This is a genomic window from Catellatospora sichuanensis (assembly GCF_007483665.1).
GTDB lineage: Bacteria > Actinomycetota > Actinomycetes > Mycobacteriales > Micromonosporaceae > Catellatospora > Catellatospora sichuanensis.
This window is the reverse complement of sequence record NZ_VIQO01000023.1, coordinates 13,108-34,416: the sequence shown is the minus strand read 5'-3', so window position 1 is coordinate 34,416 and position 21,309 is coordinate 13,108. Positions and strand designations below refer to the sequence as shown.

The 21,309-nt window shown below is 69.6% G+C and carries 22 protein-coding genes; 15 read left to right on the top strand and 7 right to left on the bottom strand.

Features of this window, described 5'->3' with window-relative positions; genetic code table 11:
• The first annotated feature begins 119 nt into the window (after window positions 1-119).
• The 6 genes from FLL47_RS28360 (at window position 120) to FLL47_RS28340 (ending at window position 4,741) form a co-directional block, all read left to right on the top strand.
• Entirely contained in the window at window positions 120-2,186 is a 2,067-nt protein-coding gene (locus FLL47_RS28360; protein WP_246158763.1) for an RICIN domain-containing protein, read from the top strand.
• 146 nt (window positions 2,187-2,332) lie between these two features.
• Window positions 2,333-2,563: a hypothetical protein gene (locus FLL47_RS28355; RefSeq protein WP_144124116.1), complete on the top strand. Its 231-nt coding sequence runs from the start codon at window positions 2,333-2,335 to the stop codon at window positions 2,561-2,563.
• The gene (locus tag FLL47_RS28350; RefSeq protein ID WP_144124114.1) at window positions 2,538-3,059 is read left to right on the top strand and encodes a DUF6879 family protein; all 522 of its coding nucleotides are present in this window, start codon (window positions 2,538-2,540) and stop codon (window positions 3,057-3,059) included. Before FLL47_RS28355 ends, FLL47_RS28350 begins: the two co-directional genes overlap by 26 nt.
• A 2-nt stretch (window positions 3,060-3,061) precedes the next feature.
• The gene (locus tag FLL47_RS28345) at window positions 3,062-3,940 is read left to right on the top strand and encodes a helix-turn-helix domain-containing protein (protein ID WP_144124112.1); all 879 of its coding nucleotides are present in this window, start codon (window positions 3,062-3,064) and stop codon (window positions 3,938-3,940) included.
• A 428-nt stretch (window positions 3,941-4,368) separates the two neighbouring features.
• Window positions 4,369-4,533: a hypothetical protein gene (locus FLL47_RS43140; RefSeq protein WP_186315954.1), complete on the top strand. Its 165-nt coding sequence runs from the start codon at window positions 4,369-4,371 to the stop codon at window positions 4,531-4,533.
• Window positions 4,526-4,741 (top strand): hypothetical protein, encoded by a 216-nt coding sequence (locus tag FLL47_RS28340; protein WP_144124110.1) that lies wholly within the window; start codon window positions 4,526-4,528, stop codon window positions 4,739-4,741. The genes FLL47_RS43140 and FLL47_RS28340 overlap by 8 nt, the downstream gene beginning before the upstream one ends.
• 138 nt (window positions 4,742-4,879) lie before the next feature.
• On the opposite strand, the gene FLL47_RS28335 is transcribed toward FLL47_RS28340, so the two are convergent.
• Window positions 4,880-5,449 carry a DinB family protein gene (locus FLL47_RS28335; protein ID WP_144124108.1) on the bottom strand — a complete coding sequence of 190 codons (570 nt, stop codon included), beginning with the start codon at window positions 5,447-5,449 and terminating at the stop codon, window positions 4,880-4,882.
• A gap of 82 nt (window positions 5,450-5,531) precedes the next feature.
• Window positions 5,532-6,026 carry a MarR family winged helix-turn-helix transcriptional regulator gene (locus tag FLL47_RS28330; protein WP_425457774.1) on the bottom strand — a complete coding sequence of 165 codons (495 nt, stop codon included), beginning with the start codon at window positions 6,024-6,026 and terminating at the stop codon, window positions 5,532-5,534.
• 75 nt (window positions 6,027-6,101) lie between these two features.
• Here FLL47_RS28330 and FLL47_RS28325 point away from each other — a divergent pair, with 75 nt between their 5' ends.
• Window positions 6,102-6,740 carry an NAD(P)-dependent oxidoreductase gene (locus tag FLL47_RS28325; RefSeq protein ID WP_144124104.1) on the top strand — a complete coding sequence of 213 codons (639 nt, stop codon included), beginning with the start codon at window positions 6,102-6,104 and terminating at the stop codon, window positions 6,738-6,740.
• Between the two features lie 38 nt (window positions 6,741-6,778).
• Here FLL47_RS28325 and FLL47_RS28320 read toward each other — a convergent pair whose 3' ends face one another.
• Together FLL47_RS28320 and FLL47_RS28315 are read right to left on the bottom strand one after the other, a co-directional pair.
• Window positions 6,779-7,474, bottom strand: a complete 696-nt coding sequence (locus FLL47_RS28320) for a GNAT family N-acetyltransferase (RefSeq protein ID WP_144124102.1) — start codon at window positions 7,472-7,474, stop codon at window positions 6,779-6,781.
• Between the two features lie 129 nt (window positions 7,475-7,603).
• Window positions 7,604-8,698 carry a NosD domain-containing protein gene (locus FLL47_RS28315; RefSeq protein WP_144124100.1) on the bottom strand — a complete coding sequence of 365 codons (1,095 nt, stop codon included), beginning with the start codon at window positions 8,696-8,698 and terminating at the stop codon, window positions 7,604-7,606.
• 488 nt (window positions 8,699-9,186) lie between these two features.
• Here FLL47_RS28315 and FLL47_RS28310 point away from each other — a divergent pair, with 488 nt between their 5' ends.
• Window positions 9,187-10,365, top strand: coding sequence for a polysaccharide lyase family 7 protein (locus FLL47_RS28310; protein ID WP_144124098.1), 1,179 nt, complete (start codon window positions 9,187-9,189; stop codon window positions 10,363-10,365).
• A gap of 75 nt (window positions 10,366-10,440) precedes the next feature.
• Here FLL47_RS28310 and FLL47_RS28305 read toward each other — a convergent pair whose 3' ends face one another.
• Window positions 10,441-10,989, bottom strand: a complete 549-nt coding sequence (locus FLL47_RS28305) for a signal peptidase II (protein ID WP_144124096.1) — start codon at window positions 10,987-10,989, stop codon at window positions 10,441-10,443.
• 117 nt (window positions 10,990-11,106) lie between these two features.
• On the opposite strand from FLL47_RS28305, the gene FLL47_RS28300 reads away from it, so the two are divergent.
• Window positions 11,107-11,574, top strand: coding sequence for a GNAT family N-acetyltransferase (locus tag FLL47_RS28300; protein ID WP_144124094.1), 468 nt, complete (start codon window positions 11,107-11,109; stop codon window positions 11,572-11,574).
• A 23-nt stretch (window positions 11,575-11,597) separates the two neighbouring features.
• On the opposite strand, the gene FLL47_RS28295 is transcribed toward FLL47_RS28300, so the two are convergent.
• Together FLL47_RS28295 and FLL47_RS28290 are read right to left on the bottom strand one after the other, a co-directional pair.
• The gene (locus FLL47_RS28295) at window positions 11,598-12,368 is read right to left on the bottom strand and encodes an aminoglycoside phosphotransferase family protein (protein WP_144124092.1); all 771 of its coding nucleotides are present in this window, start codon (window positions 12,366-12,368) and stop codon (window positions 11,598-11,600) included.
• Between the two features lie 60 nt (window positions 12,369-12,428).
• A complete protein-coding gene (locus FLL47_RS28290; RefSeq protein ID WP_144124090.1) occupies window positions 12,429-13,472 on the bottom strand; it encodes a LacI family DNA-binding transcriptional regulator in 1,044 nt (347 codons plus the stop codon).
• Between the two features lie 330 nt (window positions 13,473-13,802).
• On the opposite strand from FLL47_RS28290, the gene FLL47_RS28285 reads away from it, so the two are divergent.
• From FLL47_RS28285 to FLL47_RS28260, 6 genes are all read left to right on the top strand, one after another.
• Complete coding sequence (locus tag FLL47_RS28285) at window positions 13,803-15,080, top strand: ABC transporter substrate-binding protein (RefSeq protein WP_246158760.1); 1,278 nt, start codon at window positions 13,803-13,805, stop codon at window positions 15,078-15,080.
• A 78-nt stretch (window positions 15,081-15,158) separates the two neighbouring features.
• Window positions 15,159-16,118, top strand: a complete 960-nt coding sequence (locus FLL47_RS28280) for a carbohydrate ABC transporter permease (RefSeq protein ID WP_246158757.1) — start codon at window positions 15,159-15,161, stop codon at window positions 16,116-16,118.
• Entirely contained in the window at window positions 16,108-16,968 is an 861-nt protein-coding gene (locus FLL47_RS28275) for a carbohydrate ABC transporter permease (protein WP_144124084.1), read from the top strand. The genes FLL47_RS28280 and FLL47_RS28275 overlap by 11 nt, the downstream gene beginning before the upstream one ends.
• A gap of 14 nt (window positions 16,969-16,982) precedes the next feature.
• Window positions 16,983-17,747 (top strand): SDR family NAD(P)-dependent oxidoreductase, encoded by a 765-nt coding sequence (locus tag FLL47_RS28270; RefSeq protein WP_144124082.1) that lies wholly within the window; start codon window positions 16,983-16,985, stop codon window positions 17,745-17,747.
• Window positions 17,744-19,300 carry a heparinase II/III domain-containing protein gene (locus tag FLL47_RS28265; protein WP_144124080.1) on the top strand — a complete coding sequence of 519 codons (1,557 nt, stop codon included), beginning with the start codon at window positions 17,744-17,746 and terminating at the stop codon, window positions 19,298-19,300. Before FLL47_RS28270 ends, FLL47_RS28265 begins: the two co-directional genes overlap by 4 nt.
• Window positions 19,301-19,302: 2 nt before the next feature.
• Window positions 19,303-21,306, top strand: a complete 2,004-nt coding sequence (locus tag FLL47_RS28260) for a heparinase II/III domain-containing protein (protein ID WP_144124078.1) — start codon at window positions 19,303-19,305, stop codon at window positions 21,304-21,306.
• Window positions 21,307-21,309: the final 3 nt, after the last annotated feature.

Here is a 21,309-nt window from a genome sequence, read left to right as displayed (position 1 = left end):
TGGGGGGCCGGCGGGGGCGCCGCCCCCCCACCACCCGAAGAACGTCGGCCCCGCGGCGAACTCCCCTCGCCGCGGAGCCGCGAGCACCGCATCCTTCCGTCCCGACACCAGGAGGAACCGTGCACCTCAGAACCAGGCTGGTGGCCGCCGCGGCGGCCACCGCCACCCTCACCGCCGTGGCGGCCGTGGTCACCGCAGGGGCCGCGCAAGCGGTCGCCGGACCCACCGTCTCGTCATGGATCACCACCCCCGACCGGACGCAGCTGCTCGCAGCAGGGTCGAGCCTGACCTTCAACACCGACGGCACCCGGCCCGGCACGATGATCGACGTCAACGCGGCGCAGACGTTCCAAGCCATCGACGGCTTCGGCGCGTCCATCACCGACTCGTCGGCGGCGCTGCTGTACGGCCTGCCCGCCGCGCAACGCGACCAGGTCATGCGCTCACTGTTCAGCCCGGGCGAGGGCATCGGCATGAGCTTCCTGCGCCAGCCCATCGGCGCGTCGGACTTCGTGTCGGGACCGCACTACACCTACAACGACCTGCCGTCGGGTCAGACCGACCTGAACCAGACGCGGTTCTCGATCGCCCACGACGAGGCGCGGATCCTGCCGCTGCTGCGCCAGGCCCTGCAGCTCAACCCGGGCCTGAAGATCATGGCCAGCCCGTGGAGCCAGCCGGCGTGGATGAAGACCAACAACTCGCTGGCCGGCGGCCGGATCAAGGACGACCCGGCCTACTTCCGCTCCTGGGCGCTGTACCTGGTGAAGTTCGTGCAGGCGTACCAGGCCGCCGGGGTGCCGATCTACGCGCTGACGGTGCAGAACGAGCCGCAGAACCGCACCCCGGACAACTATCCCGGCACCGACCTGCCGGTGGCGCACCAGGACCGGGTCATCGGCGAGCTCGGCCCGATGCTCCAGGCGGCCGGCCTCGGCCACGTGAAGATCATCTCGTACGACCACAACTGGTCGCTGCACCCCGACGACGCTGCCGACGCCCAGCGCCTCGGCTACGACCCCGAGCCCAACTACCCGTACGACGCGCTGCGCGGCCCGGCCGCCCAGTGGATCGACGGAACCGGCTACCACCACTACGCCGGCGACGCCGGGGCGCAGAACAACCTGCACAACGCGTTCCCCGACAAGGACATCTGGTTCACCGAGGGCTCCGGCTGGCGCGGCGCCGCCGACCCCTTCGCCCAGTACTTCGCCGACACCCTCAAGTGGCACGCCCGCAACATCCACGTCGCCGCGGTCCGCAACTGGGCCCGTGGCGTACTCAACTGGAACCTCGCCCTCAACTCCCAGGGCGGGCCGGTCAACGGCGGCTGCGGCAGCAACCCCGACGGTATGTGCACCGGCGTCGTCACGATCGACGGGACGACCGTCACCCGCAACGCCGAGTACTACACCATCGGGCACATGAGCCGGTTCGTCCGTCCCGGCGCGGTGCGCATCGGCTCAAACAACGCCGGTGACCTGCACAACGTCGCGATGCGCAACACCGACGGCTCGATCAGCCTGGTGGTGACGAACATCAGCGGCGACGCCCGCCAGTTCGGCATCGCGTACAACGGCATGTTCGTCGCCGCAGCCCTGCCCGGCGGGGCGGTGGCCACCTACACCTGGAACGGCTCCGCCCCGCCCTCGCCCAGCGCCCCGCCCTCGGCGAGCCCGAGCGCGTCCCCGTCGGCCCGGCCCAGCACGTCACCCTCGGCGAGCCCGAGCCAGCCGTCCGGCCCGTGCCCGGTGTCGGAGACGGCGTACTACCGGATCACGTCCGTGCACAGCGGCAAGGCCCTCGACGTCCGCGACGCCTCGACCGGCAACGGGGCCGGCATCCAGCAGTGGGACTACTTCGGCAACAGCAACCAGCAGTGGCGCTTCACCGCCACCGGTGGCGGCTACTACCGCATCGCGGCCCGCCACAGCGGCAAGGTGCTCGACGTCAAGGACGTGTCCACGGCCGACGGCGCGGGCGTGCAGCAGTGGGACTACGCGGGCGGCGCCAACCAGCAGTGGCAGCTGCTCGCCGCGGGCGGCGGGACCTGCCGGATCGTGGCCCGCCACAGCGGCAAGGCCCTCGACGTCAAGGACGTGTCGACGGCCGACGGCGCGGGCATCCAGCAGTGGTCGTACACCGGCGCGGCCAACCAGCGCTGGACGTTCACGGCAGTGAGCTGACCGATCGCCGGGCGCGGCCGTGCACCTGCTCGGCCGCGCCCGTCAACCCTGTTGCCTGAAGTTTCCCGTGATCACCTATTCAACGTCTTCGCTGCTAGCGTCCTTGTCAGCAACTCCGAGCAACCCACCTACGCAGGGAGGCGGCCATGTCGCTAACGTTCCTCGGCAAGGACCCGGATAGCCCCGGCAACGACAGCCCGACCATCTGGGATGACGGGGACAGTTACGTGATCCAGGGATGGCGTATCACCGACTCGGCAGAACTCGCCGAGATCGGAGACATCCCCGCTCACGAGACAGTCCTGCGCATCCCGAAGCGGATGATGCAGTTCTTCCCGGAGGTAAAGAGCAGTGGCGGAGCAGCCGACGTTCGCTGAGCTTCTGGCCAGATGCCAGAACAGCGCTGTGCACCTGGAGATGCGCGACGGCTATATGCTCGACGACCCCGTTTTGCACGCGTGGCGTGAAGGACACCGGCCAGATCTCTCCAGCCCCGAGCCGTGGTGGCTGAACTGGCACCAACTCCTTCAGCCGGCTGTCGAACGCGGAGTACGTGTACGCCGAGCCCGTGTCGTCAGCGAGCCCATCAGCGAGTACATCCGCTACGAGTACGACGTCACGTCGGTCATGAACATCGCTGCGGGGGAGCTGGTGCGCTGGCTCCCCCGCAGTAACGCCACCGACCTTCTACTCCCCGGCAACGACTACTGGGTGTTCGACGATCACGCGGTCCAGGTCATCCACTTCAACGGCGTCGGCACTGTTGTGGAACGTGAGGTCAGCACGGACAGCCGTCTGATCGCGCAGTGCCAGTCCGCCTTCGAAGCCGTGTGGGAACGAGCCACCCCGCACAAGGACTACAACCCGAGCTGACTGTGCCCACTCCGTCTTCGAGCACACAGCAGGCCCTTGAAGCTCTTGGGCTCCGTCTTCGTGAGATCAGGCTTGGAGCCGGTCTCACGGGGCGGAGCCTGGGCGCTCGTGCCGTCTGGCTCCCGTCGAAGGTCAGCAAGATAGAGCACGGCAAACAGACGCCCTCCTACGACGACATCCGCGTGTGGTGCCGCATCTGCGGTGTACCAGAGCAGATCCCTGAACTGATCGCCTCCGTACGTGCAGTCGAGGGCATGTTCATCGAGTGGCGCCGCATGGAGCGGACAGGGCTGAAGCTCGCCCAGGAGTCCGTCAGGGCGCTCTACGAGAGCACCCGGAACTTCAGGGCGTACAGCGCGTGGAACATTCCCGGCCTGTTTCAGACCGCTGCGTACACGAAGGCCGTCCTCTCCACGCTGGTTGAGCGCCGCGGACTGGTCGACGACACGGAAGAGGCCGTGGCGGTCCGGATGGAACGCAAGGCCATCCTGCACAGGGGTAATCACCGATTCGCCGTCGTGGTGGAGGAGTCGGTGCTCCGGAACAACATCGCTGGTGCTGATGCCATGGTCGAGCAGATGGAGCACCTGCTGGAGCTGTCTGCACTTCCCCGCGTGAGCTTCGGTGTCATCCCCCTGGACGCCGACCGCCGGGTGGTGTGGCCCGTCGAGTCGTTCTGGATGTTCGACGACGACCGGGTCCAGGTCGAGTTGGTGTCAGGTTGGCTGAACATCACGCAGGCTCACGAGCTGTCGTCCTACTCTCAGGCGTTCGCCAGCCTGCATGCAATCGCCCTGTACGGGTCGCAGGCGCGAGGACTGCTCCTGTCGGCTATCGGGACCTACACGCAGGGTGACCATTCAGGTGGGGAGGGGCGGTAGCCGGGGGTTTCCGGCGAGGGCGTCCCGTAGTGCCTGGTAGATGTTGAGTCCGTTCGTGGCGAGGGTGGAGATGTAGGCGCGGATGGTGAGCCAGTCTCGGGCGCCATCGATGGTGCGCCAGGTTTCGCCGATCCTGCCCTGGTGGGACCGACACGGCGGTGAGACACCACCCCGACGGTCGGCCCTCGCGTTCCCATCGACGGGCGTCACCTGAATGACGCTCATAGCTCCAGTTGGCTCCCGAGGGCTGTTGCAGAGCAACCTGGAGCAACTTCGTTGAGTCCGTCGATATGCGCTGCTTAGCGTCGAGCAGTCACCCACGGACGGTTCCAGCCAAGCGTGTGTCAGGGCTTTCCTCCCGGCTCGCACCCTGGGAGAACAGGCCGTCCGTGGGTGGCCTACATCGACGGAAGGCGCGAGGAGAAGCCATGACCGCCCGCAAGACATTCCAGGAGCTTGAGACGGAGATCCGTCCAGATCTGCGGTTCATGCGCCGGATCAACAACGCGCACACGTGGGACACCTCTACCGATACCGTGCGACGCATCTACGACCACCTCACCGCCGTCCGTGAGGAGTTCGTCAGTGAGTAGCCCGACAAATTGGCTGACCGGCAATGGCGAGATGGTGTCGATCGGCGACTACGTGGCGATCGACCTGGATAAGGACGCGGTAGGCCAGATCGTCGAGGTCTGCGGTGACCACACGGGCCGTCCGGTGGTCGAAGTGACCGAGGGGCGCAGAACGGGCATGAAAGTGCCTGTGTGGCCCAGCCAAATGCTGTTACGGGTCCTGCGGTAGACAACCCCAGAGGTGGGTGGAAGAAGGGCGGGCGGGCACCTGTGCCCGGACGCGGTGCCCGATGAGGAATGGCTTGGCCCTCCGATGACAAGTTCGGGGGCAGCGCCGGCGCCTATCGAATGCGTTCGTGCTGGAGCGCTAGGCGACCTGGAATGGATAAGCGATGCCGGGCGGATCCTCGCCCACCCGGCCGTCGACGGCCTCCCGGATGAGGTCGGCGTGGCCGGTGTGCCGGGCATACTCCTCGATCATGTCGACCAGCAGGCGGCGCAACGTGAGCAGGCTGCCGTCCGGCGCGGTGTAGACGGTGTCGACGCCGGTGGTCATCAGCACCTCGGTCACCGCCCGCCGGGACCGGTCGACGGCCTGCTCCCACATCGCGTACAGCTGAGCGGCGTCGTCGTCGGCGGCCGAGCGCCACTCCCAGCCGGGCTCGGCGTCGCGTTCCATGTCGCGCCACGGCGCGGGCAGCTCTGCTCCGGCCAGGTCGCCGGTGAAGTTGACGTCCTCCATGTAGGCGAGGTGCTTGAGCAGCCCGCCGAGGGTCATCGCCGAGGCGCCCAGGCTCGTCCGCAGGCCGGCGTCGTCCAGGTCGGCGCACTTCCAGGCGAACGTGGCCCGCTGCCTTTCCAGCGAGCCCAGCAGGGTCTCGGCCTCACCGGCGATGGCCGGCGGCTCCGGATAGCCCACCACGTCGACAAGCGTCATGGCAGACCTCTACCCAGCGGCGCGCTCGCCAATCGCGCATCCTGCCGACCGCACTCCGCAACCAGCCGGTGGCGTGCAGCGCTCATCCCGTGCCGGGCAGCCCGGGATTGCGGCGCAGCCCGGGGTGTACGCCGCGCGGGTTGCCGCTGTGTTCGGCCAGGCGCTGCAGCAGGGCGAGCAGCTGGCGCCGTTCGTCGCCGTCGAGGCCGGTCAGCAGGTCCTGCTCCTCGGCGTCGGCGATGGCGATGGCCTCGGGCAGCAGGGTGCGGGCGGCGTCGGTCAGGTGGATCGCGTGTGCGCGCCGGTCGGCGGGATGCCGCCGGCGTTCGGCGAGCCCGCGCCGTTCGAGGTCGTCGAGCAGCCCGACCATCACCTTGCGGTGGATGCCGAGCGCTTCGGCGAGCTGCTGCTGAGTCCGGCCCTCGCCTTGGGCGAGGTGCATGAGCAGGCCGAAGTGGTTGGGCTGGATGCCCAGCGGGGCCAGGCGATCGGTGAACCGCGTCGCGGTGTGGAAGCCGAGTTGCGACAGCAGGAAGTTGGTCCGCTCGCCCAGCGGCCGGTTCGATGACTCAGGCACCGACATATTGTACGTCCACGGAATTGTCCTGTACGGTAACAATTACCAATCCTCCGTATGCCGAAAGGGCACCAGATGAAACTGACGGTCTTCGGAGCCACCGGCGGCATCGGCGGGCACATCGTGCGCCAGGCCCTCGACGCCGGACACTCCGTGACAGCGGTGGTCCGAAGCTCGGCAAGCTTCGATCTGCGGCACCCGGCCCTGGAAGTGGCGACGGTCCCCGGCCTGACCGACCCGGACCTCCTGCTGCCCGCGGTGACGGGCAGCGACGCGGTCCTGTCGGGCGTCGGCGCTCGCGGGCGCAAAGCCGGCACCGTGGCCTCCGACGCGACGCGCGGCATCCTCGCCGCCATGGCGGCGGGCGGGGCATCGCGCTTCGTGGCGGTCAGCGCCGCCCCGCTCGCCCCGCCGCCCGAGGGCGAGGGCTTCTTCAGCCGCCGGATCCTGCTGCCGCTGGTTCGCGCGGCCTTCAGGGACGTCTACAAGGACCTGGCGGTGATGGAGGGGCTGATCCTGCAGAGCCGGACCGAGTGGACGGTGGTCAGGCCGCCCAAGCTGGTCAACAAGCCGGTGACCGGCCGATACCGCACGGTCATCGGCGGCAACGTCGTCGGGGGCCACACGATCTCCCGGGCCGACGTGGCACACGCCATGCTGGCCGCGCTGGGCGACCCGGCGACCATCGGCCAGGGTGTCGGCGTCGCGTACTGACGTGCTGCGACATCGCGGGTCGCCGACGTCGCACTTCCTCAGGCACGGAACGCGTCGGTGGGGCCAGCCTGCGGGAGTCCGACGGCGCTCCTGCCTGCCTGTGCCGTCATGGCGGCGAGGCGGTTGTGCAGGGTGCTCCTGACGGTCGGCCAGTCGTCGTCGACGACGGCGTAAAGGACCGTGTCACGCCAGGTGCCGTCGCCACGTCGGCGATGTTTGCGCAGGACACCTTCCCGGGCGGCACCGAGCCGCTCGATCGCCGCCTGGGCGCGCAGGTTGAGGATGTCGGTGACGAACGCGATCCGGACGGCGGCGAGCGTCTCGAAGGCGTACGCCATCATGAGCAGCTTCGCCTCGACGTTGAGCCCCGTACCCCACCAGCGGCGTCCCAGCCACGTGTAGCCGATCGACAGCGACCGTAGCCCGGGTTCCGGATCGGAGAACGACGTCGTACCGGCGAATTCGCCCGTGGCGACGTCGATCTGGGCGTACGGCAGCCGGCCGCCCCGGGCTCTGGCGGCGAGTGCGGCGGTGATGTGCCCGGTGGCGTCGTCGAGGGTGACGGGTCGGGCCAGGCCACCGGGCGGGCTCTGCCACCGGAACACCTCGTCGTCTGCGGCGTCATGGCCGACCGCGGCGAGGTAGCCGGGCGCGTGCTCGACGGCCAGTGGCTCCAGCCGGACGTGCCGACCGGTGAGCACCGGCAGCGCGTACCACAGATGATCGTTTTTCATGTCGTGCATGGTTTCGTCCGCGGAAGGCCGCCGCACCCTGTTTCCCAGCAACGGAACGGGCGAAGGAGCCGGGGCACGCACGTGATGTGCCCCGGCCCTTCGCCCGTGCAGGCAGGGTGATGTCGGCGTTCAGCACGCCGCCGTGGGATCGGCGACCTGGTCGGCGTAGGTGCCGATCAGGTCACCGCCGACATTGCCGCTCATGGTGTTGCCGCAGATGCGACCGTGCGGGCCGAATTCCTGGACCTTGATGCCGCCGCGGGCGTTGTCGGTGATGGTGTTGGCGTAGACGTCGTTGCCGACGGCGTCGCCGGGCAGGTCGCCGCCGATGCGTACGCCCGCGGCCGCATTGTGGTGGATCACGTTGCCGCGGATGGTGTTGTAGGAGCCGCGCGATTCGATCGCACCGGAGTTGCCGTTGCGTGCCGCCTGTCCGGTGCAGGTGTTGAACGCGATGTCGTTGTGGCTGGCGCCCTCCTTGACGTCGACGCATTCGGCGCCGCGGGTGTCGAAGACGTTGCCGTAGACGCGGTTGCCGTTGCTGGCGTCGGGTTCGGGGGAGGGGTTGAGGTAGGTCTGCTCGGGCGCCGTGCCGATGTAGACGCCTTCGCCGTTCTGCCCGGTCGTGGTGTTCGGGACCTGGAAGTCGTGGACGCCGCACGGGCCGATCCGGTTGCCGGCGACGAGCGAGCCGGTGGCGAAGTACTTCATGCGCACGCACTCGCCGCCGAGGTTGGTCAGCCGCATGCCCAGGATGCGGGTGCCGGACACGCCGTCGCCGGCGACCAGGCTCACCACGTAGATCGCCTTGTCGCGGTAGCAGGCCTCGACCAGCTCGTCGCAGACCTTGCCGTCGATGGTGAACCCGCTCAGCGTGGTGTCGTCGTGGTGGATCTGGAACACCCGCGACGACGTGCCGGCGCCCTGCAGGACCGCGGTGGGCGGGCCGGTGACGGTGACACCGGGGCGCACGGTGGCGACGTCCTCGGCGTACACGCCGGGGCGCAGCACGATCGTGGCGCCCGACGCCGCCGCGCCGATAGCGGCACGCAGCGTCCGGTACGGGTGGGTGAAGCTGCCGGCTCCCGTGTCGTCGACGCCGCGGACGGGGTCGACATGCAACACGTCGGCGGAGGCCGACGCCGATGCGGGCGCGGCAAGCAGTGACAGCGAGACGGCAAGCGCCACCGCCGCGGCTCGCGGCAGGACTGATCGCGAAGACATGCAAGCACCTTTCGGAGAAAGGCGCCCTCACCCGAGCTGTTCTTGGGCGCATGGCACCGGGGACACCGGTGCCTTACGTGAGCGGTGTGACGTTAGAGCGCAGCGGTCGTCATTGTCAACGGACTGGCCGAACTCCTTGGCCCTCAGCGGGTTCATGCGGTGGATCGTCGCACCGTCCAGATCGCTTCCTGGGTCGCGGTGGTCCCGCATCGTGTGTCGACTTGGATCACGCCCTTGTACAGGTGCGATGCAAAGGATCCCTGCACCGTCCACATGTCGGCGCTGTTTCTGTGGTGTGGCCGGGTATTGACAGTCTTCGGGTCCGCGTCTAGCTTCTGGGGCATCGATACACCACTGCATCGATACACCGGACGACTCGTCGAACCCGAGCCGACGAGTCATCCGGCCCCGGCAGGCCGGAGCCAGCAGCGCCAGGTCCGGCAATGAAGGAACCGGGTTCATAACCCCCTCCGACGAAAGAGGCGCACATGAACCGCACCATCCGCCCCGCCGCGCTGGCCGCCACCGCGGCCGCGGCCCTGCTCGCCACCCTGGTGTCGGCGCCTGCCGCGCTCGCCGCGACCCCGCTGACCATCTCCGCGGTCACGGCCAGCGGCGATGACGGCAACGTGCCCGCCAACACCATCGACGACAACCTGTCCACCCGCTGGTCCGACGAAGGCGACGGGGTCTGGATCCGCTACGACCTCGGCTCCAGCAAGACCGTCGGCTGGATCGCGCTGGGCTGGCACCGCGGCGACGAACGCCCGTTCACCTTCGACGTCCAGACGTCCACCGACGGGTCCTCGTGGAGCACCGCCATCGGCAACCGCACCTCGTCGGGCAGCACCACCGCCCAGGAGGAGTACGACTTCTCCGACCGTGCCGCCCGCTACGTGCGCGTCGTCGGCCACGGCAACACCCTCAACGAGTGGACCAGCATCACCGAGACCGACATCTACGGCGCCGGCTCGCCCGGCGGTGGTGGTGGGGGAGGCAACTGCACCTACCCGGCGCAGATCCTCAACCTGACCAACTGGAAGGAGACCCTGCCGACCGGGTCGTCGGAGAGTCCCACCGAGATCAAGCAGCCGGCGCTGAACACGTTCGCCGTCGACCCCTGGTTCAAGGTCAACTCCAGTTGTGACGGCGTGCAGTTCCGCTCCGCCGTCAACGGTGTCACCACCAGCGGATCCGGCTATCCCCGCTCCGAACTGCGCGAGATGACCAACAACGGCACCTCCAACGCCGGCTGGTCGTCCACCTCGGGCACCCACACCCTGGTCATCAGCCAGGCCGTCACCAACCTCCCGGCGACCAAGCCCCACGTCGTCGCCGGGCAGATCCACGACTCCGAGGACGACGTGACCGTCTTCCGGCTCGAGGGCAGCAGCCTGTACCTCACCAACGGCGACGACACCCACTACAAGCTCATCACCAGCAGCTACCAGCTCGGCACCCGCTTCGAGGCCAAGTTCGTCGTCAGCGGCGGGCAGGTCAAGGCCTACTACAACGGCACCCTGCAGGCCACGCTGAGCAAGAGCTTCTCCGGTGCCTACTTCAAGGCCGGCGCCTACACCCAGGCCAACTGCACCAATTCCTCGCCCTGCAGCAGCACCAACTACGGGCAGGTCATCATCTACAGCGTCACGGTCAGCCACACGTAACCGGCGCTGACCGGCTCGTCGGTGCACCGCGGTGGCGAAGGCGCGCGGCCTTCGCCACCGCGGCCCGTCGTTCGACTACGCCGCGTCGTCCGATCGGTCGGGCGAGGCTTTCGCCGCCGGTCCGCTCACGGGGATGTTGCGCAGGTTGAGCACGAACATCACCGCCACGCCCACCACCAGGGCGATGTCCGCCACGTTGCCCACGAACGGGCCGTAGTCGATGAAGTCCACCACGTGCCCCCGCGCGAAGCCGGGCTCGCGGAACAGCCGGTCCAGCAGGTGCGTGGCCGCTCCGCCGAGCATGAGGCCGAACCCGACGGCCCAGGCCCGTGACGTCACCCGGCGAGCGACGTAGGTGATCGTCCCGACCGCCGCTGCCGCGAACAGGGTCAGCACCCAGGTGTACTCGGTGCCGATCGAGAACGCGGCGCCCGGGTTGTAGGTCAGCCGAAACCGCACCAGCTCGCCGATGACGTTGATCGGTGCCCGGCCGGCCAGCCCCACGGCCCACCACTTGGTCAGCTGGTCGACGGCCACCAGTCCGGCCGCCAGGGCGAGCGCCATCAGGAACAAGCGCGACGTCCGACTCGGCGACACTGCCCGGTCATCTGCCGGCTGGTCCATCTCGATCTCCCTGTTCCCGGTGCCCGCGCCTGTGACGTGCGGATCGCCACCCTAACCCATCGGCGAACGCAGCCGATTCCGGTTGCGGCGATCATGGGGATGGACGACGCTACCGGGATGCTGCTTCGCCTTGCCGAGCCAGAGGATCTCGACGACCTGCTCGACGTACAACAGGAGGGTGCGCAGCGGGCGCTCGCGCACATCTTCCCGCAGGACACCCATCCGTTCCCGCGAGACCTGATCTTCGCCCGCTGGGTCGCGGAGATCGCCGACCCGGGCATCGAGGTGTACGTCATCGAGCGAGAGGGCAGGGTCAGCGGCTTCGCGGCCACCCGAGGTGACGAACTGCTGCACTTCGGCACCGCCGCGGACACCTGGGGAACGGGACTGGCGGCCGCCGCCCACGACGACATCCTGAAGCGGCTGTCCGCCGCCGGGGTCACCCTGGCCCGGCTGCGCGTCTTCGAGGAGAACCACCGGGCGATCCGCTTCTACGAGAAGCTCGGCTGGCAGCGGACGCCGGCCCGCACCAGGACGTCCTTCCCGCCATACCCGGTGCTGGTGGGCTATGAGCGCCGGTGCTAACCAAACCGGTGCGGCTCTCGGACTCATTCGAACAGGTGCCGGTTGGCGCGACTCCAGCGGATGTGTTCAGCCGCTGCGTCGAGCACTCCGCTGTCCCGCCAGGCGACCTGCGGCTGCAGCCCTTGCGCCGCGAGCCGGCGGGCCCGTGCCCACACCGCCTCCTGCGCGGCGATGACCTCGTCGACGAGACCGGCAGCCGAGTCGAGACCGTATTCCGCGGCGAACAGTTCCAGCCTGCGCCGCCGGTCCGGCGGGGTGGAGTAGCCCAGCCACCGCAGACAGGTGTGGTCGTCGCGAAACGGCGCGACGTACTCCAGTGCGTAGGCGACATCGTGGATCGGCGGGTTCGGCCAGACATAGTCCCAGTCCAGGATGCCCACTGGCCGGCTGCCGCGCCACACCAGGTTCCACGGCCCGAAGTCACCATGACAAATCAGCTCGCCCATGCCGAACATGCCGGGGTCGGCTGCCCACCCCGCCGCGGCGGCCGGACGAAAGCCGCGCACCGCCTCGTGGTACTCGCGCAGCAGACGAGCCATCGCGGCCAGGCCTTCGTCTTCGGCCACCTTGGCCCAGCCCTGACTTCCGGATTCTCCGTCGAGGTAGCTGAGCACCTCCCGGCCCTCGTCATCGATACCGAGAAACCGAGGAGCGTAGGGAAAGCCGACGCCTTCGAGGTGACGCAGCAGCTCGTGGACGGTGGCCGACCAGGGATGCACAGGCCGCCGGACCGTGCCTCCGACGCGGACCACCCGGCGATGCGGATCGTCCTGGAGCAGCTGGTGATCTGCCATACCCGGTGACGCTACCCGCCGTACCCGACCGCACAACGCCTTTGCCGGGTCGACGGGCGCTCAGCGTGCGGGGCCGGTGGAGGCGCGCACGATCAGTTCGGGACGTACGAGCATGGAGTGGCCCACCGTCGATTCGCCGGTGAGCCGTTCGCGCAGCTGGGAGAAGGCCTCGGCAGCCATGTCGGCCAGCGGCTGGCGCACCGTGGTCAGTGCGGGCGAGGCCAGGTCGGCCAGCACGATGTCGTCGAAGCCCACCACCGAGATGTCCCGGCCGACCTCCAGCCCCGCGTCGCGGATGCCCGCGCTGATGCCCAGGGCGCACATGTCGTTGATGGCGACGATCGCGGTCGGCCGCCGGTCCCCGGCGAGCAGGTCGCGTACGGCGGTGCGGCCCAGCCCGGCGACGTCGAGGTCGCCGTACGGCTCCTCGGAGGCGCCCGACCACACGATGGCCTGCTGCGGGTCGAGGCCGGCGTCGGCGAGCGCGTCGGTGAAGCCGCGGTAGCGTTCGCGGCGGTTGACGCTGCGTACGGAGCCGGACACGAACGCTATCCGCTGGTGGCCGAGTTCCAGCAGGTGGCGGGTGGCCAGCTGGGCGCCGATGACGTTGTCGACGCCGATGTTGACCAGCGACGGCGGGTCCCCGGCCTGGGCGGTGCGGTCGAAGGCGACCAGGCTCAGTCCCTGGTGCACCAGCGGCATGACGTGTTCCAGTGACGGCAGCGAGGAGCACAGCACGATGCCGCGGATGCCGTCGGACCACAGCTCCTCGATGTAGCGCCGCTCGCGGGCGGGGTCGCGCTCGCTGTTGCACAGCAGCACGTGGTAGCCCTCGGCCAGGGCGGCGTGCTCGAGGTGGCGGGCGAAGGTGCCCCAGAACGGGTTGGCGACCGACGGCACGACCAGGCCGATGACCTGGATGCGGCCGGTGCGCAGCTGGCGTGCGGCGCGGTTGGGGCGGTAGCCGAGCTGGCTGATGGCCTCTTCGACGCGCTTGCGGGTCTGCGGCAGCATGCGGCCGGGGCGGCCGTTGAGCAGGTTGGACACGGTGCTGGGGGATACGCCGGCGGCTTCGGCCACTTGGTAGATCGTCACACCGGTCACGTGCTGCCTCCATTTTGCTGAGCCTCGGGCTGCCGGCCCGGAGTGAACGTAGTGTACCGGCGCACAGCTCCAGCACCAGATGCAGGATGCGGCTGTTTCCTTTATATGAACGTGATGTCACGGGTCCGTTGACAAGGAAGAGACGCGGTCCTAGGTTAAGTGCACCGTTGCACCAGTAAATCGATGCATGATTGCCGTCCGGCCTTCGGGCCGATGGTTTGTAGGGCCCGCCCGGCGGGCCTGGCTCGGGCACCACCCCCTGAACCCACCTGTTTGGCGGCATCGATGCCGCGGAAGGCGAGTTTGCACATGGCTTCGCAGACATCAGCGGTGACCCGTCGCACCGTCCTGGGTGCGGCCTTCGGCCTTGGCGTGGCGGCCGCGGCCGGCTGCGGCGGGCCCGCGCCGAGCAGTTCGACCGACACCGGCGAGGTGTCCGGCACGATCCGGCTGCTCACCCCCATCTTCGAAGGCGCCGAAGGCCAGAAGACCCTGGAAGGCCTGCTGGCGACCTTCAAGCAGAAGCACCCCAAGGTCACCGTCGAGGTCGACTACACCACCTACGCCAAGCTCAACGAGAAGCTGACCACCTCGATCGCCGGCGGCCGGCCGTACGACGTGATGCTCATGGGTGTCGGCTGGATCCCGCCGTTCGCCGCCAAGGGCGTGCTGGCCGACCTCGGTGAGAGCGCCGACGGGCTGACCTCCCGCTTCAACAAGCGTGTGGTCGACCCGGGGGTATACCAGGGCAAGGTCTACGCCCTGCCGATCATGCTGGACACCCGTTTCGGTATCTACCGCAAGGACATCTTCGCCGAGGCAGGCCTGTCCGCGGCGCCGAAGAACTTCGACGAACTGCGCGACATGGGCCGCAAGCTGACCAAGCGGGAGGGCGGCAAGCTCGTCCGCGCGGGCGTGGACATCCTGTCCAACGACCTGCGCCAGACGTTCCTGCCGCTGATGTGGGCCAACGGCGGAGAGCTGTTCACCCCCGACGGCAAGGTCGCCTTCAACTCCCCGGCTTCGGTCGCCGCGCTGCAGCTCATGACCGACATCATCGTGACCGACAAGTCCGAGGACTTCGGCTACACCCAGCCCGGCGCCGCCACCGGCATCCCGCTGGTGCAGGGCCGGGCGGCGATGATGGTCGGCCACAACAACGTCTGGCTGGAGATCGAGAAGAACGCTCCCGACCTGGTCAAGGACGGAAAGATCGGCTTCTTCCCGATCGCCAACACCCGGGCCGCCATGTTCCAGGGCGGCACCCTGGGCACCGTCGCCGCCAAGTCCCAGCACCCCGCCGCGGCCAAGGCCCTGGTGCAGTTCCTCGCCGACAGCGACGCCGCGCTGGCCGCCTGCAAGCAGCGCGGCAACGTGCCCGCGCTCAAGGCGCTGGAGAGCAGTGAATACGTCAAGGCCAACCCGTCGGTGCAGTTCGCGATGGGCAACCTGGACTCCGCCTTCTCCGAGGGCGGCGTGCCGGCCTGGCTGGAGATCCGCGGCGACTTCAAGGCCGCCATCGAGTCGGCACTGCTGGGCAAGAAGTCCCCGCAGCAGGCTCTCGACGAGCTCGCCGCGAAAGCGACCCAGGTGATGGCGCGTTCCTGACGCCGCCCGGATCATGCTGATCCGCCGCGGGCGCGATGCCCCGACGTCGCGCCCGCGGCCGCTATGGAAGGAGAACCGGTGACGGTGACCTCGCTGCCGGCCAAAGCGCCCGCGGCCGGCGCCCCGCCCGGCCCGACCCGCGCGCCGCGCCGTCGGCGCCGCCTGGGCTACGAACGACGGCGTGCCGCCTGGCTCATGCTCACCCCGGCCCTGATCCACCTGACCTGGTGGATCGGCATCCCCGTGCTCGCCACGTTCGTGCTGGCCTTCACCCACTACGACGTGCTCGCCGGCACGGTCACGTGGGCCGGTCTGGACAACTTCACGGAGATCTTCGCCGACGAGACCTGGAACACCTCGATCCTGCACACCGTCGTCTACACCTTCTTCACCGTCCCGGTGGCGATGGCGCTGGCGGTGGTCATCGCGGTGCTGCTCAACGCGAAGATGCGGGCCCGTGCCTGGTATCGCGCGGCGTTCTTCCTGCCGCACATCACCGCGACGGTCGCCATCGCGCTGGTCTGGATGTGGATGTTCGAGCCGAACATCGGCCTGTTCAACGCGGTACTGGCCATGTTCGGTGTGAACGGTCCGGCGTGGCTGTCCGATCCGGACTTCGCGATGGCCGCGGTGATCGTGGTGAGCGTGTGGAAGGGCGTCGGCCTGAAGATGCTCATCTACCTGGCCGCGTTGCAGAGCATCCCGCCGGAGACGTATGAGGCGGCAGACCTCGACGGGGCCTCCGGGCCGCGCCGGTTCTGGTCGATCACGCTGCCGCTGCTCAAGCCGGCCACGTTCTTCGTGTTCGTGGTGTCGATGATCGACGCGTTCCAGGTCTTCGACCAGGTGTACGTGCTCACGCCCGACGGTGGGCCGGCGAATGCCACCACGGTCATGACCTTCGAGATCTACCGGACCGCGTTCAGCGAGTTCCGGATCTCGACCGCCTGCGCGCAGAGCCTGGTGCTGTTCGCGTTCCTGCTGGTGCTGACCGTGATCAGCAGGCGTCTGACCGGAAAGGACGACGATGCGCGTTAAACCCTCGCGGGTGCTGCTGCACCTGATCCTGGCCACCGGCGCGCTGATCATGATCGTGCCGTTCGCCTGGATGCTGATCTCGTCCCTGAAGAGCCACGCCGAGATCTCCGCCTACCCGCCGGTGATCTGGCCGACCGAGTGGGTGTGGTCCAACTACCCCAACGCCATGGGGTTCGCTCCGTTCGGCACCTACTTCCGCAACAGCCTGCTCATCGCCATCGGGCACACCGTCATCAACCTCGCATTGGCCACCATGGCCGGTTACGCGTTGGCGCGGGTGCCGTTCCGCGGAAGATCGCTGATCTTCATGGCGATCCTCGGCACGATGATGATCCCCACCTACACCAAGATCGTGCCGCAATACCTGATCGCCAAGGGTATGCCGTTCTTCGGCGGCAACGACTACCTGGGTCGCGGCGGCTTCGGCTGGCTTGACTCGTGGTGGGTGCTGATCGTCCCCGGCGCGCTGACGCCGTTCGCCATCTTCATGTTCCGGCAGTTCTACCTGTCGCTGCCGACCGAGCTGGAGGAGGCGGCCCGCATCGACGGCATGGGCGAGTTCGCCATCTTCGGCAGGGTGATGACGCCGCTGGTCAAGCCGGCGATCGCCACGGTCGCGCTGATCACGTTCGAGAACAGCTGGAACAACTTCCTGTGGCCGCTGATCGTCACCACCCGCGACGACCTGCGGGTGATCCAGGTCGGGCTGGCGGCGTTCCAGCAGGTCGAGAAGACCGAGTGGGCCTACCTGATGGCCGGGTCCACGCTGGCCACCATCCCGATGATCGTCCTGTTCCTGTTCACCCAGCGCTACTTCGTGCAGGGCTTCGCCACTGCCGGAATCAAGTGAGGAGTCACCACCCCATGTTCGACCTGACCGGCCGCCGCGCCCTGGTCACCGGTGCCGGCCACGGCATCGGCGCCGCCATCGCCCTGTCCCTGGCCCAGGCCGGTGCCGACGTCGCCGTCCACTACGGTCAGTCCGCGGCCGGCGCGGCCGAGGTCGTCGCCGCGGTCACCGCGGTCGGCCGCCGCGCCGTCGCGCTGCAGGCCGACGTCACCGACAGCGCCGCCGTCGACCGGCTGGTCGAGGACGCGGCCGCGTTCCTCGGCGGCCTCGACATCGTCGTCTGCAACGCGGGCCACCTCGTCGGCCGGGTGCCCGTCGCCGACATGAGCGACGAGCACTTCGCCCGGGTCGTCGACGTCAACCTCGGCGCGACGTTCCGGACCGTCCGCGCGGCCCTGCCCCACCTGCGCAAGGCCGGCGCCCGCGGCCGGATCATCACCATGTCGTCGCTGGCCGCGCACAACGGCGGCGGCCCCGGCACCGCCGTCTACGCCGCCGCCAAGGCCGGCATCCGCGGCCTCACCAAGGGCCTGGCCAAGGAACTCGCCGCCGACGGCATCACGGTCAACGCGCTGGCACCCGGCTTCATCGGCGACACCGCGTTCCACAACACGTTCACGCCGCCGCAGGCCCAGCAGAACATCGTCGCCGGGGTGCCGCTCAAGCGCCCGGGTTCCGTCGGCGAGGTCGCCGGGGCGGTCGTGTGGCTCAGCTCCGACGCGGCCGGATACACCACCGGGTCCACCGTCGACATCGACGGCGGGGCGTGGTTCCGGTGACCTCCACGGTCGCCTCGCCGCCGGTCGTCGCGCTGCCCGAGCAGCGCGGCGGCTGGTGGCACCGCTACGTCTGTCCCGCTCACGGCGTCGAACTCGACCACGTCGGCCTGCTCGGCGGGCGGTTCCCGGCGGACGGCGCGCCCTGCGCGCACGGCTGCCGCATCGACACCCCCGAGGTGCGCGGCGCGTGGACGGTGCTGGCCCACCAGGCCTGCGCCCGCGAGATCCGCCGCCTGGCCCGCACCGGCACACCCCGCGACCGCGCCGCCGCCGTCGACCTGCTGGACCGCTACACCGCACTGTACGAGCGGCTCGGCGCGACCGAGAACGACGACGCCGACGCGTGGATGCACCGCGGGCACCTGTTCCAGCAGGCCCTTACCGAGTCGATCTGGGCGGTGACCATCGGCGAGGCCGCCATGCGCGCCGGGGCCGCCGGACCGCTGCGCCGCACCCTGGCCGCCCGCGCCGCACTCGCCCGCGACACCCTGGTCGCCCAGGACCGGTTCCGCTCCAACTACACCGCCTGGCACCTGGCCGCAGGCGCCGTATGCACCGGCGACCCGGACTGGCTCACCGGCGAGCACGGCGTCTTCAGCCACGTGCTCGCCGCCACCGGGGCCGACGGCTGGGAATGGGAGGCCAGCACCTACTACCACGCCTTCGTGCTGCGGGCCTACCTGCTGGCGTTGCGCGCCTGCCCGGACGTGGCCGTCCCGGGCGACGTCGCGGCGCGGCTGGCCGCGATGGCCCGTGCGCTGACCGTGATCGCCCGGCCGGGGCAGCTGCCCGCCCTGCACGACGGCCCGTACCGGCGGCCCGCCTACGACCAGGAACTGGCCGACCTGGCCGAGCTGAGCGCGCAGCTGCTGCCGGCACCAGGGGAACCCGAACCGGTGACCGTGTTCGGCGACGCCGGGTACGCCGTCCTGCGCGGCCCCGACCTCACCGCGATAGTCGACTTCGGGCCGCACGGCGGCTCCCACGGACACCGGGACAAGCTCGCCCTCTACCTCTACGGCCCGCACACCCCCTGGCAACCCGACCCCGGCCAGGTCCCGTACGGGCATCCCGGCTGGCGCGAGCACTACGCCTCCACCGCCGCCCACCCCGCGTTCTCCGTCGACGGGCAGGAGCAGGCCGAATGCGCCGGGCGCCTGGTCCGCGCCGACGCGCACGGCGTCGAAGTCGCCTGCGACAGCGCGTACCCCGGGGTGACCGCGACGCGGCGGCTCACCCTGCACGACGGCAGCCTGACCGACGAGCTGACCGTGCGCGCCGACCGGCCCCGCCGGATCGCCCTGCACCTGCGCCCCGACACCGAACTGCAGGTGCGAGCCGTCGGCGATGCCGTCACCACCGTCTGGGCCGGTGACCGGACGCTGCACGGCACGCACACCGCCGACACGGCGGCGTTCTTCACCGCCCGGCCCGGCCCCGGCCCGGCCGACGACCCGCAGCGGTCCCGCACCCACGTGGACTGGACCGCGCACGACGCCACCGAGGTCACCTTCCGCTCGGTGTACCGCACGATCCCGCAGGACAGGAGCTGACCATGCTGCTCATTCCCGACCGTCTCGACCAGCTGCGCGAATCGCTGTCCACCACCCACCGCGAGCAGTGGCGGCGGCTGTACGAGCAGTGCGAGTGGTACCGGCTGCAGCACCCGCCCGCCGAACACCCCACGGCCAGCATCACCTACTTCGGTCCGGCCGCGGCCAACCTCGCCCTGGCCTACCGGCTCACCGGCCAGCGCGGCTACCTCGACGAGGCGTGGCGCTGGATCTCCACCTGCGTGGCGTACCCGCACTGGGGCAAGGCGAACCTGCCCGACCACGACCTCGACGCGGGCTGGCTGCTGCACGGGCTGTCGCTGGCCTACAGCTGGCTGCGCGAGGACCTCGGTCCCGAGCGGGCCGAGCTGCTGCGCGAGAAACTGGAGCTGCAGGGGCAGCGGCTGTACGACTACGCCGTGGCCACCGAGGGCGGCTGGTGGTCGTCGAGCTACTGGCAGAACCACCACTGGATCTGCCACACCGGCCTGGCCGCGGCCGGCTACGTGCTGGACCGTCCGGACTGGACCAAACGGGCCCGCGCCGGCATGGAGACCGTGCTGGAACTGATGCCGGCCGACGGATCCGACTCCGAAGGCGTCGTCTACTGGCGCTACGGCGTGCCGTGGCTGGCCGTCTACGCCGACCTGGTCCAGCACGCCGAAGGCGACGACCTGTGGCGGCACGGCGGCTTCCTGCGCAACACCTTCGGCTGGCGGCTGCACCAGTGCGCGCCCGGCTTCCAGGAGAACGTCGACCACGGCGACTGCCACGATCGGCGCAGCGGACACAGCGTCGCCCTCTACTACAAACTCGCCTCCGCGTACCGCATCGGCGAGGCGCAGTGGCTCGCGGACAAGGTCGCCCGCGAGTTTTTCTGGCGTGAGGCGTACGCCTCCGGCGTCAAGCCGGGCGTGATGGCCGAGGCCTACCTGGAACTGCTGTGGTACGACCCGAGCGTGCCCGCCGTCGATCCGGCCGCAGCCACCCCGACCACCGCCCACTTCCCCGACCTGGGGCAGGTCGTCGCCCGGACCGGCTGGCACGACGACGCCACCTTCGTCAGCTTCAAAGCCAGCCCCGGCGGCGGGCACCACGCCTGGGAGACCGCCGAGCGGCTGCGCAACGAGCGGGGCTGGACCACCCTCAACGCGGGCCACCACCACCCCGACGCGGGCGCGTTCGTGCTCGCCTCGCACGGGGCGTTCCTGGCCGTCGACGACGGCTACTGCAACCGCAAACGGGCCGAGTACCACAACACCGTGCTCGTGGACGGCCAGGGCTGGGCCAACGAGGACCGCTACCACGTGTACAAAGACCTGCCGTACGAGCACCAGGCCAGGGTGCGCGACGTGCTCGCCGAGGCCGGGTTCGCCCATGCGACCGCCGAGGTCGGCGCGATGTTCGACCGCGGCCTCGGCGTCGTACGCTGCGACCGGACCCTCGTCACGACGCCGCGCGGCCGGATCGTGATCCTTGACGAGCTCGCCGCGACCGCGCCCCGCGAGTGGACGATGCTGCTGCACAGCGACTGGCCCGCCGAGCAGCTCGACGAATCACGCCTGGTGCTGCGGTCCGGGCCCGGCCAGGCCTGGGTGACCCGGTTCGCCCCGGCCGGCGCGACGCTCACCACCGGCATCACCGTCATCGACGCCAACCCGACCTCGTCCACGCCGAGCCTGCGCATCACGAAGAACCTGCACACGGTACGGGCGACCAGCCCTCGGGTGCCCCGTACCGCGTTCCTCACCGCGCTGGAGCCGACCGGCACCCTGCAACCGGAACCGGCCCGGGCGGCCGCGCTGCACCAGGGCGTGACCTTCGGCGACGAGACCGTGCTCGTCGCGCCGCTGTCCCGGGAGATCGACGATGCGGGCGTACACGCCGACGCAGCCGCCGTGATCATCTCCGGCGACCGCGTCGCCGTCGTCGCCGCCACCCGCGTGATCCGCGACGGGGTCACCCTGCACACCTCCGCGCAGCCGTGGACGGGTGTGCTGGGATGACTG

What these genes read in the sequence shown, in the direction of transcription:
- FLL47_RS28355 (WP_144124116.1), top strand. Translation starts at nt 2,333, where the DNA reads ATGTCGCTAACGTTCCTCGGCAAGGACCCGGATAGCCCCGGCAACGAC.
- FLL47_RS43140 (WP_186315954.1), top strand. Translation starts at nt 4,369, where the DNA reads ATGACCGCCCGCAAGACATTCCAGGAGCTTGAGACGGAGATCCGTCCA.
- FLL47_RS28335 (WP_144124108.1), bottom strand. Translation starts at nt 5,449, where the DNA reads ATGACGCTTGTCGACGTGGTGGGCTATCCGGAGCCGCCGGCCATCGCC.
- FLL47_RS28325 (WP_144124104.1), top strand. Translation starts at nt 6,102, where the DNA reads ATGAAACTGACGGTCTTCGGAGCCACCGGCGGCATCGGCGGGCACATC.
- FLL47_RS28320 (WP_144124102.1), bottom strand. Translation starts at nt 7,474, where the DNA reads ATGAAAAACGATCATCTGTGGTACGCGCTGCCGGTGCTCACCGGTCGG.
- FLL47_RS28315 (WP_144124100.1), bottom strand. Translation starts at nt 8,698, where the DNA reads ATGTCTTCGCGATCAGTCCTGCCGCGAGCCGCGGCGGTGGCGCTTGCC.
- FLL47_RS28310 (WP_144124098.1), top strand. Translation starts at nt 9,187, where the DNA reads ATGAACCGCACCATCCGCCCCGCCGCGCTGGCCGCCACCGCGGCCGCG.
- FLL47_RS28305 (WP_144124096.1), bottom strand. Translation starts at nt 10,989, where the DNA reads ATGGACCAGCCGGCAGATGACCGGGCAGTGTCGCCGAGTCGGACGTCG.
- FLL47_RS28300 (WP_144124094.1), top strand. Translation starts at nt 11,107, where the DNA reads ATGCTGCTTCGCCTTGCCGAGCCAGAGGATCTCGACGACCTGCTCGAC.
- FLL47_RS28295 (WP_144124092.1), bottom strand. Translation starts at nt 12,368, where the DNA reads ATGGCAGATCACCAGCTGCTCCAGGACGATCCGCATCGCCGGGTGGTC.
- FLL47_RS28275 (WP_144124084.1), top strand. Translation starts at nt 16,108, where the DNA reads ATGCGCGTTAAACCCTCGCGGGTGCTGCTGCACCTGATCCTGGCCACC.
- FLL47_RS28270 (WP_144124082.1), top strand. Translation starts at nt 16,983, where the DNA reads ATGTTCGACCTGACCGGCCGCCGCGCCCTGGTCACCGGTGCCGGCCAC.
- FLL47_RS28260 (WP_144124078.1), top strand. Translation starts at nt 19,303, where the DNA reads ATGCTGCTCATTCCCGACCGTCTCGACCAGCTGCGCGAATCGCTGTCC.